Genomic DNA, 5,607 nt, shown 5'->3' on the forward strand with positions numbered 1-5,607 from the left:
GTTGGCATATTTCATACCTTCTTTCAAAAAACTACTTAAATTTTCTCTTTCTTGCAGCTTCTGATTTCATTTTCTTTATTTAAGTTTAAAACAGTATCTTTTAAAGATTTCTTTTCAAGTCTTATTTCTTTATTTTCTTTAAGTAAATTATCTTTTTCTATTTTTAAATTATTTAAATCCTTTAAAACCTTTTTTATCTCTTCTTTTAAATTATTTTCTTTTTTATTTTTAGTAGATAAATTTAATTTTAGATTTTCAGAATCTTTAATAAAAGTATTTTTTTCTTTTAATAATTCTTCCCTGTCTTTTTTAAGTCCAGATATAACACTTTCAAATCCTAACTTTTCTTTTTCTGTTTCCTTTTTAACTTCGTCTAAATTTTCTTTTAAACCATCTATAGTTTTATAAAGAGTTTTCTTCTCTTTTTCTAAATTATTTCTATTTTTAGCAAGTTCTCTTAAAGCATCGTCTGTTTTATATAATTCATCTGTAATATTAACAGCAGTTAAAACTGCAGCTTGTGATACTGATAGCATATTATTTTTAGAACCTATCTCTTTTAATTTCCCATCTACATAAGAAGATATTTCACGAAGATAATCTTCATTTCCCTCTCCCCTTAAATTGTAATCTACCCCATTTATATTAACTGTAATTTTCTTCATATTTTTGCCACCTCAAAATTTTATATACTTATACTTTAATTATATTTAAATTTTTGCAATTTAACAATTATGTTAAGTAAAATTTAAATATTTCCCCCTTATATTTTACCATATTTTTGAATAAAATAGAAAAAAAGCCATGATTTTTATCATGACTTTTTAAATTTCTCTTTTTTTATCTTAAAATTGCACCTAATTTGTGCTCTAAAGCTCTTAATATTTTATCGTGAACTTTATTTACTTCTTTATCAGTTAAAGTTTTTTGTGGATTTCTATAAGCTATTGCATAAGCTATACTTTTTTTACCTTCTGGGATTTGCTCTCCCTTATAGATATCAAAAAGTTCAACTTTTTCAACTAAGTTTCCTGATGCTTTTCTTATAGTATCTTCTATATCTCCAACTAAAATTGAATCTTCTACTAAAAGTGCTATATCTCTAGTTACTGCTGGGAACTTTGGAAGTTCTTTATATTTTTTCTCAGTTACTGAGTTATCGTATATAGAATCTAAATCTAATTCTGCTATATAACAAGGTTTATCTATACCAAAGTTTTCGTTAAGGTTTGGATGAACTTCTCCAAATACTCCAGCTTCTGTTTTTCTTCCAACTATAAGTTTTGCAGTTTTTCCTGGGTGGAAGCTAGGATTTTCGCTTTCTCTTTGGAACTTAACTCCCTTAACTCCTAAACCTTCAATTAAGTTTTCAACTATTCCTTTAAGGTTTAAGAAATCAACATCTCCATACATTCCTATAGTTAAAATGTTTTTCTCTACTGGTAGATCTTCTTCATTTTCTGAAGGAGTGTAAACTTTACCTATTTCAAATAATAAAGCTTCGCTATTACTTCTTGCAGAGTTTCTAGCTAATGATTCCATCATTGAAGCTATAGTAGTAGTTCTCATTACGCTATAATCTTCTCCTAATGGATTTTTGATTTTAACTACATTTCTTAAAGTGCTATCTTCTTTAAGGTTTATCTTATCGAAAGCTTTAGGTGAAATAAATGAGTAACTTATAGATTGGTTTAATCCTGAAGATGTCATTAATCTAATTACTTCTTCCCCTAAAACTTCATTTTTGTATTTAGGTTCTCTTTCAGTTTGAACTTTAAAAATAGTTCCTTCTATGTTGTTGTATCCATAAATTCTTGCTATTTCTTCTGCTATATCTTCTTTTATAGCTATATCAATTCTAAATGTTGGGATTGTTATTTCTAAGTCTTCCCCTTTGATTTCTGTTTTTAAGTCTACGCTATCTAAACATCTTTTCATTTCTTCTATTGATATTGAAGTTCCTAAGAATTTATTTACCCAAAGGCTAGAAACCGTTATAGCTCCTTCTTCTTTAACTTCGTTATAAATGTCTATAGTTCCTTCCATAACTTCACCTGCATTTAATTCGCAAACTAAAGCACAAGCTCTATCTAAAGCTAATTTAGCAAGGTTTGGATCTATATCTTTTTCAAATCTTGATGAACTTTCTGTTCTTAATCCTAATTTTTTAGAATTAACTCTTATGTTAGTTCCTTCAAAGTTTGCACATTCAAATATAATTTCTGAAGTATCATCTTTAACTTCTGAGTTTAACCCACCCATAATTCCAGCTAAAGCTACAGTTTTATCTCCGTCTTTTATGCAAAGAATAGATGAATCTAATTCTCTTTCTACTTCGTCTAAAGTAGTGAATTTTTCCTTTTCTAAAGCTCTTTCAACAACTATAGTATTTGTTGATATTTCTCTTTTATCAAACGCATGCATAGGTTCTCCTATTTCAAGCATAACAAAGTTTGTTATATCAACTATATTGTTTATAGGTCTAACTCCAGCTTCTAAAAGTCTCTCTTGCATCCATTTTGGTGATGGAGCTATTTTTACGTTTTTAACTCCTCTTGCCATATATCTTCTGCAAAGAGAATCTTTAACTTCTACTTTTAAAGAGTTTTCTATATTTTCTGATGATTTTACTTCGTAATTCATGTTTGGCATTTTATAATCTGTTCTTAAAGTTGCAGCAGTTTCTCTTGCCATTCCAACCATACTTAAACAGTCTGGTCTGTTTGAAGTTATATCAAAGTCTAAAATTTCTTTTTTAAGACCTAAATAAACTTTCATTTCTACTCCTAAAGGTGCATCGCTATCTAATATCATTAGACCATCTACTTCGTCTTCACCTTTAAGTCCAAGTTCAGCTTCTGAACAGAACATACCGTTTGATACTTCTCCTCTTAGCTTTCCTTTTTTAATTTCAGTTCCGTCTGCAAGAATTGATTTATGAAGGGCTACAGGAACTTTATCCCCTTCTTTCATATTAGTTGCAGCTGTAACTATTTGAATTTCTTCGCTTCCGATATCAACTTTACAGATGCTTAACTTTTCTGCATCAGGGTGTTTATCTATTTTAGTAATTAAACAAGTAACTACTCTACTTATATTATCTCCTTGTACTATCACTCCTTCTAAAGCTGAACCTGAAAGAGTTAGTGCATCTCCTACTTCTTGAGCAGTCATTTTTTCATCTATTTTAACATAATCTTTTAACCAACTGAATGGGACTTTCATCTTAATACCTCCTAAATATTTAATGCTTTAATTAGAATTGATCTAAGAATCTCATATCACTTTCGTATAATAATCTTATATCATCTATACCGTATTTAAGCATAACCATTCTATCTACTCCAAATCCAAATGCGAATCCTTGGTAAACTTCTGGGTCTATGTTGCAGTTTCTAAGAACGTCTGGGTGAACCATACCGCAACCTAAAATTTCTATCCAACCGCTACCTTTACATACTTTACATCCTTCTCCGCCACAAACAAAGCAAGTTGCATCCATCTCTGCTGAAGGTTCTGTAAATGGGAAGTGGTGTGGTCTAAATTTAGTTTTAACCTTTTCTCCAAACATTTTCTTTGCAAATAATTCTAAAGTTCCTTTTAAATCTGCAAAAGTAACTCCTTTATCTATAACTAACCCTTCCATTTGGTAGAATATTGGAGAGTGAGTTGCATCAACGTCATCTGATCTATAAACTTTACCAGGTGATATCATTTTTATAGGTGGAGTTTGTTTTTCCATAGTTCTAACTTGAACTGGTGAAGTTTGAGTTCTTAAAACTAAATTATCGTTTATATAAAAAGTATCTTGCTCACTTCTAGCTGGATGATCCTTTGGTATATTTAAAGCTTCAAAGTTATATCTATCTAACTCTATTTCAGGACCTTCTTCTATTGTAAATCCCATAGAAACAAAGATATCTTTCATACTTTCTAAAGTTAAATCTAGAGGGTGTCTTTTACCTACTCTATTTTTCTTACCAGGAAGAGTTATATCTATAACTTCACTTTGAAGTTTTTCTGATTTTTCTCTTTCTTTTATTGAAGATTTTATTTCCTCAATTCTTAATTCAACTTCACTTTTAACTTCGTTTACTAACTTACCAACTAAAGGTCTTTCTTCGTTTGATAAATCTTTCATACCTCTTAATATAGTAGTAAGTTCACCTTTTTTTCCAAGGTAGTTTACTCTTATTTCTTCTAATTTTCCTGAAGTTTTAACTTCTTCGATTTTTTTTAGCGCTTCTTCTCTAAGCTTTGCAATTTTTTCTTGCATATCTATTCTCCTTTCAGATAAATACGGTATTTTAAACAATAAAAAAACCGTCCCTTAAAATAAAGGGACGGAAAATAATCCGCGTTACCACCCTAATTGGTTATAAATTAATTACAACCCAACTCGATTAAGAATAACGGTCTTTAACCGCTAAAGACTACTTTAATTTCACCTTTAGTACTCCTGAGTGAACTTCAGTATTTTCAAATCTTTAAGAAACTTTCAGTCTAAGGTTTCCTTTCCCTTTTAAAGTATCTAATACCTACTTTTCTCAATCTTAGTATTTATTATTTAAAATTATATGTTCATTATACATTTTAAAATATTATTTTTCAAGTGGTAATCTATTAAGACTTTTGTCTTACTCTTTCATACAAAACTATTGAAGTTGCGACTGCAACATTTAATGATTCTGCATTTCCTGGCATAGGTATTTTAACTTTCGAATCTGAAAGGTCGTATACTTCTTTTGAAACTCCGTTTCCTTCATTTCCAACTGTAACAACTACCTTGCCTTTTAAATCTTCTTTAAAGAAATCACATTTTCCTTCTAGTGATGTTGCTAGAATTTTAAATCCATCTTCTTTTAAAGATTTTAAAATATTTAAATCATCATCAAAAATTATAGGAAGATAGAAAATAGAACCCATAGTTGACCTTATAACTTTCTCATTATATATATCTACTGTTCCTTTAGTTAATATAACTCCATCACAACCTGCTGCGTGTGCAGTTCTTATAATAGTCCCTAAATTCCCTGGGTCTTGAACCTTATCACAAAGTATGTAAAATTCTTTAAAGTCTTTAGTTTTTTCTTTTTCCATATTTACTACAGCTATAATCCCTTGACTATTTGTAGTATCTGAAATTTCACTAAACAATTCATCATTTAATCCAAAGCTTCTTTTAGAAAAACTATACTTTTCTAAAAGATTTAATGCTTTTTCTTCGCTTTGTTTATTGAAAAAAACTGAATCTAAAGAAGCACCAGCTTTTAGTGCTTCTTCTACGATTCTAAAACCTTCTATTATATATTTGTTTTCTTTAGTTCTATTTTTTCTCTCTTTTAATTTTCTAGTTCCTTTAAAAATTGAGTTATCTTTACTTTCAATGTAAATCAAATTTTGCACCTCAAAAACTAATTTAATTTAACTATCATACCTTCAAGCTTACTTAAATCTTCAGCTGAGCCTATTGCAATTAAGATATCTTTGGCTTCAACTACATCATCTGCTAAAGGTGAAAGGTTAATTTCATCGCCTCTTTTAATTGCCATAACGTTTATTCCGTATTTACTTTAGGTGAATTAAAACTTAGAAGTAAATACGGAA

Annotated in this window: 4 protein-coding genes, 1 pseudogene and 1 other annotated feature; all 5 genes and pseudogenes read right to left on the reverse strand. The window is 29.2% G+C overall.

Translation table 11 applies throughout. The features are described 5' to 3' along the window. Positions 1-35: 35 nt before the first annotated feature. Positions 36-665, reverse strand: a complete 630-nt coding sequence (locus M4I33_RS00005) for a cell division protein ZapA (protein WP_257914445.1) — start codon at positions 663-665, stop codon at positions 36-38. Positions 666-840: 175 nt separating this feature from the next. Beyond that, the gene (gene pheT, locus M4I33_RS00010) at positions 841-3,225 is read right to left on the reverse strand and encodes a phenylalanine--tRNA ligase subunit beta (protein ID WP_257914446.1); all 2,385 of its coding nucleotides are present in this window, start codon (positions 3,223-3,225) and stop codon (positions 841-843) included. Between the two features lie 31 nt (positions 3,226-3,256). Further along, entirely contained in the window at positions 3,257-4,276 is a 1,020-nt protein-coding gene (pheS, locus tag M4I33_RS00015; RefSeq protein ID WP_194190583.1) for a phenylalanine--tRNA ligase subunit alpha, read from the reverse strand. A gap of 60 nt (positions 4,277-4,336) precedes the next feature. Further along, positions 4,337-4,564, reverse strand: a binding site (T-box leader). Positions 4,565-4,623: 59 nt separating this feature from the next. Then, entirely contained in the window at positions 4,624-5,397 is a 774-nt protein-coding gene (locus M4I33_RS00020; protein WP_257914447.1) for an RNA methyltransferase, read from the reverse strand. A gap of 17 nt (positions 5,398-5,414) precedes the next feature. After that, a pseudogene (locus M4I33_RS00025) lies at positions 5,415-5,573 on the reverse strand (cation:proton antiporter regulatory subunit); the annotation flags it as partial. Positions 5,574-5,607 lie beyond the last annotated feature (34 nt).

Origin of the sequence: Clostridium sp. LY3-2 (assembly GCF_024705715.1) — a bacterium.
In the GTDB taxonomy this organism is placed as follows: domain Bacteria; phylum Bacillota; class Clostridia; order Clostridiales; family Clostridiaceae; genus Clostridium.